Genomic DNA, 5,503 nt, shown 5'->3' with positions numbered 1-5,503 from the left:
AAACTCTGATACTAGCTTAAATTTCATTTAGCAAAGTTACAAAAGGGGAATTATTATTTGTAAAAGGAAATTTGCTATGCACAACTTATCTTTTTAATGCAAAATGTCCTTGTATTTGACCGCTACTCTCCGAAATTGCTCTAAACCAATAATCATTAGAGGGTAGGGGTCTACCATTAAAACTTCCATCCCATCCATTAGAAGTAGGTTCTATTTGAGCTAAAAGTTTTCCATATCTATCAAAAATATGTATTACTTCTATGCTTATTTCACTTGTTAAAGGGGTTGGGATAAACTGCCAAAAGTCATTTACTCCATCTCCATTTGGGGTAAAGAATTTAGGAAACCCTTCCAGAGTTAAATCCTGTTCTATTCTTTCTTGCACTATTCCGCAGCCGTTTTTATCCCTAACATAAACGGTATATGAACCAGCCGGAGTAGTATTAAAAACATTACTGTTCTGAAAAGGTCCGTTGATATCATTCAGGGCATATTCATAATCGCCAATACCACTGGCATCTATAGTAATTATTGTTTCCTCTCCCTGGTCGGTTATAGTTACAGAATTAATTGTTGCTATTTCCGAAGATACCACATTAAAGAATTTGGATGTAGGACATTCAACGGTACCACTTACCTGTATAACAGTGTTATATGCTTCATAACGGTATTCACCTGGCTCTGCAAGGGATGCATCAGAGCTTACTGAGATCAGAGTTTCATTTCCAAATTGATCTATCTGAAACCACCGGAATCCTTCAGCTGTATCTGTTGAGCTTACTAAAAATGGAAGTTCATCTTCACAAATAGAAATCGTGTCCGGAAATGATATTTCGGGATTTATGATGATAAGTTCTCCTGTAACTGAATCAAAATAGGGACCGCATCCAATTATGGTTGAGAAAGACTCCTGGGTGCAACCAATAGCATCTCCCGCAGTGTTAAATGGTACTATAGTAATAAAAAATGTTAGGTTAGGCTCAAAGTCTATTACAAAGGTAGAATTAGTAAAGAAAACGACATTGTCCAGTACTTCCGATGTAAAGGGAGAACTTCCTATGGTAACTCTGTATCCGTCAGCTCCTGCCACTGCTGTCCACTCTATAAAAGGGGTAAGTGGCACATTTATTTCCCCATTTAATGGGTTAACAAGGGATGTACATCCCGGTAGGCTTGCCACAGCCCCGGTAGTAAAACTTTGTTCTGGACAAGGAGAAAGATCCCCATTTTCATTGTAAGGGGTAATTTGAACAAAAATCTGTGTACTTGGTGGCAAGTCCAGAATTGGATTATATGAGAGGACATTACCTACGTCTAGATTATTTACAATATTACCTGTCCCAGGGACGGTACTCATAGAAATTCGATAACCGGTAGCATTAGGAGAATAATTCCATAAAATATTTGAGGCAATGTTTACATTGGTCGCACCATCAGCAGGATTTGACATGTTGGTACAGGCAGGAGGATCAATTACATCCTCAGTCCGAAAAGTTGAACTTGGGCATACCACATCGGGAATCGCCGGGTCAAAAAAGAAAAGCCTTATGGTAACATATATCTGCATATTCTCTGGGAAACCTAAAGGAGGTGTATAAGAAAGGGAATTTCCCAAATTTGACTGATTAACTATATCCACGCCCCCGGGTGTAGTACCAATAGATATGATATATCCTGGGACACCTACTACAGCGTCCCAGGTAATGGTCGCATTAACAGGTACATTAGTAGCGTTGTTCAAGGGATATGTCAACACAGGAGAATTACATACTTGTGCCGATAAATAAAATGACCAGCACAGAAATATAAAAAAGGCTATATTTTTCTTACTTATTCCCAATTTGTAATTTTTATATCCAATATCAAAACAATTTTATTTGGGATTCAATTTTATCTTTTTAATGTGAAATGGCCTTTAATTTCCCTTCCATCTCGTAATTTAAGGTTAAACCAATAATCAGAGGCTGGAAGGACATTACTGCTCGAGGTCCCGTTCCATCCTTCTTCTCCTGGATTTATCTGAGCAACAAATTTTCCATAACGATCAAAAATAGCGATCAAGGCATCAGCCTGAAACTGTTCATTTATTCCTGTAATTTGCCAGTAATCATTTATTCCATCCCCGTTTGGAGTGAAAAATTTTGGATAGCCCATTACAGATATATTCTTCTCCACTTTTCCACAGCCATTTGCGTCCCTCACAGTCAGCGTTAAAAAACCCGGTTCAATGTTATAAAAAATATTCTCTGTTTGGTAATTAATCCCATCAATAGAATATTCATACAAACCTTCTCCTGTTGCTTCAATCTCTATAGAATTGTTAGTTGAAAAATCAGTAATATTAACATTCCTGATGTTTGGTGTGCTTGAAGGAATAACCACAAAATTCACGCTGTTTTCACAGAGTATTTCGTTATCATCGATATCATAAATAAAAGTTGTTTCGAGTATATAGTTCCCGGCTTCGGTTAAATTAATGCCTCGATTTTCTGAAATAAGTTCTTCCCTGTTATTTATTTGCAGGAACCATTTGTAAGAATTAAATCCTTCTGGAGCATTAATAAAAAGCTCCGTTCCTAAACATAATATATAGCTCTCTTCCAATGATAATACAGGAGATTCTGTAACTACCAATTCTATAGTGTTCACTGCAGGACATTGCCCGATATTTTCCAGTCGGACGAAGATGGTTGCACCTTCAGAAATGTAGCGCTCTTTGAGTTCATTTTGCTCTAAAGCCAAATCTTCCCTCGTTTCATAAAACCTAATTTCTTCATTTGCATAATTATCTGCTATAGCTTCAAGGTCAAAGTTGCCCAGGAGAATCTCGTCATTTGAAATCTCATCGCAACTGTAAAACGGACCATACGGACTTGCCTCAATAGTAACAGGTGATACTTCGAGCTGAATTTCTCCTAAATATTCGCATCCCGCTATATTTACAGCTTTGTAATAAAGTGTTTGGTTAAAGATAGAGGTGTTTTGATACCCGCTTGTACTAGTAATTCTTATATCATCGCCCCGGTTCGAAATACTTTCATAGAAATAAAATAGTATATCCGGGTCACTGTTAATCTCATCTAAATTAATGGTTGTAATACCATCTGTTGAATTAATGATATCTAGATCACATTTAGTTATGGAAAGGACTGGGTCCGGAACTGGAAGGATATTCACCAAAGCTTCACCGAGAATTGGACAAGCTGAAGGATTGGGTTGTGTGATTTCCAAACTGTAACGCCCCGAATCATCATTGTCTGCGTTTGCTATTTCCAAATAATAACCACTTGGGACAACTATTGGCACTCCATTTTTTAACCAGGTATACCTGGCTCCCGGAATTTCTTCGGCTTCTAGTCTAAAGGATTCGCCCGTACACTTTGCGAGTATACTACTCCTGGTTCCATCGTTGTTGAGTACAAGCTGTGTTTTACCAAAGAATGACTGAATAAACGGTGGTAATCCCTGAGTAGCATTCCCTGCCAAAAATACAGCTTTGTGTTCATAATTAGAGGCAGTTCCTTTTTCATCAGGATTATTAATGGCTCCTAAATATGGAGTGCCCTGAAAATAGTTCATTGCGATGGTTCTGTATATTTTGCCATTATTTGCCATTTGAAGTGCCCCGCGAAATATTTCCCTTGAATCTAATAGTACCTCTGAAGCAGATATGTCTGTTTCTGTTAGGTCATACTGCAGTAATTGGGATAATTGATCAGAATTATCCAAAACATTATTTGAAGAATGTACATAGAGATAATCGCTATTTGGAGAAAATTCTACCCCGTAAGCAAATTGATAGGGCGTACCTATCGTAATTCTTTGTTGATTACTAAGTGTACCAGTAGTGGCATCAAAATCATATAAATAGAGTCCGCTCGTTACATTGGCACTGACCATTTTAGTACCGTCTGCAGAAAGTTTTAAATAACCTCTGGGATCATTTACAAATAAATCATCGAAAGTACTTTTGACCGGTGTATTTACAACACCTGTGGTATTGATTTCATAAGCGTAAAATGTATTTAACCTTCCCAATGTTCCATCTGCCGCTGCAAGTGTAAGCACCCATATTGAATTGTCTGAGCAATCTTTTAAAACTGCAGATATTTTTTCAGAACAGTCTCTTAGTAAATTAACATTTTTCTGAATTACTGCCCCCTTTCCATTGTTCAAAGATATATCGACAACCGAATAATTTAATCCAAAATCCGGATCCGTTTCGGATATAGTGGTATCAACAGTAAATATAAAATACAGATTAGGGTCTTGTGGCTTTGGAATTATTAGTGCAGACTGTGTACTGGAAGGGTCGCCATACAATCCCCCTCCATTTTGCATAATTTCATTCGTTTGGTCGTAAACGGTAACCCCATCAGTATAGAATAGTAAATTTCCAAAAGTGTCAGAAATAGCTGCACAACCTTCAAAGGTATTTAGTTTACCATTTTTAAGTGCTGTGACACTGCCATCATTATTAAATCTTATCCCTGCTTCATTTCCAAAATACCAATTAGACGCTTCGCCCTGGCCTGAGACATAAACGGGGCAAAGAATCAGAAAGAGTAGCAACGTCCCGATCTTTTTCATAGTGTTCTTCCAAACACCACAAGATACTACAAATCCCTCTTTTTAAGCAAAGCGTACGACAAATAGATAAAAATAGTGGTCCAACCAATGACAATAAGCACTTCAAAGAATTGAACATGATAGTCCAGAGCAAGTTCTTCACCAATTTGATCGGCTACTGTTTGTACTGCACTTAATCTTGAAAAGGGTTCTTTTATTAGATTCCACATAGAATTTAAAGGGAAAAAGCCCATTATGGCATCAGTAGTTTCACCATCAAACAATTTCCATCGCATCATCCCCCTCACAAATCCTTCGAAAACCTGCCATAGTATTAGAAAACCTAATGCAAATGCAGAGCGTTTTACAAGTATTCCCAGAAATAAACAGAATGAAAAGAATCCGACAAGCTTTATAAAAAATGCAAGCAGAAACTCCATATCAGAAAAAATGATGGAAATTTCATTATAATCCGAATAGATGAGTCCCAGTATCATTGAAACTACAAATACAAATACTGTTGAAATCAGGGCAAATGATATAACTGTTAGGAATTTAGAAAGAATAAATTCCTTTTTAGAAAGTCCATCAATTAAGTTCTGTTTTATTGTTTTATTACTATATTCATTAGCCATCATTGACACTATGACTATAGCTAAGAATAGTTTAAAAAAAGCGGTTATAAAGGTGTTGAAATGCCAGATATATGGAAAATTAAAAATCCCTTGCTCCGCTAAATGAAATTTAACCGGACCTATATCAAATTTTATGGCCGCGACCAATGCAATTGAAGTAAGAAGTACAAAATAAGATATGATAAGCGCCCTGCTTGCCTTATTGTTCCAAAGTTTAATAAATTCTATCTGTAATAACCTTTTCATTATTTTTTGATTGGAGCTTTTAAATCGATTGATTTTCAGTAAGTGTTAGGAAT

General features: G+C 36.7%; 3 protein-coding genes. All 3 read right to left on the bottom strand.

Features of this window, described 5'->3' with window-relative positions:
• Positions 1–85: 85 nt before the first annotated feature.
• Complete coding sequence (locus WBN20_RS05735) at positions 86–1,741, bottom strand: T9SS type B sorting domain-containing protein (RefSeq protein ID WP_424281038.1); 1,656 nt, start codon at positions 1,739–1,741, stop codon at positions 86–88.
• A 149-nt stretch (positions 1,742–1,890) separates the two neighbouring features.
• Positions 1,891–4,590, bottom strand: coding sequence for a T9SS type B sorting domain-containing protein (locus WBN20_RS05730; protein ID WP_424281037.1), 2,700 nt, complete (start codon positions 4,588–4,590; stop codon positions 1,891–1,893).
• A 26-nt stretch (positions 4,591–4,616) separates the two neighbouring features.
• Positions 4,617–5,450, bottom strand: coding sequence for an ABC transporter permease (locus WBN20_RS05725; protein WP_424273786.1), 834 nt, complete (start codon positions 5,448–5,450; stop codon positions 4,617–4,619).
• Positions 5,451–5,503 lie beyond the last annotated feature (53 nt).

Source organism: Eudoraea sp. (assembly GCF_049665975.1).
In the GTDB taxonomy this organism is placed as follows: domain Bacteria; phylum Bacteroidota; class Bacteroidia; order Flavobacteriales; family Flavobacteriaceae; genus Eudoraea.
Note: the sequence above shows the minus strand (reverse complement) of the source record. Positions and strands in the feature narration are given on the sequence as shown.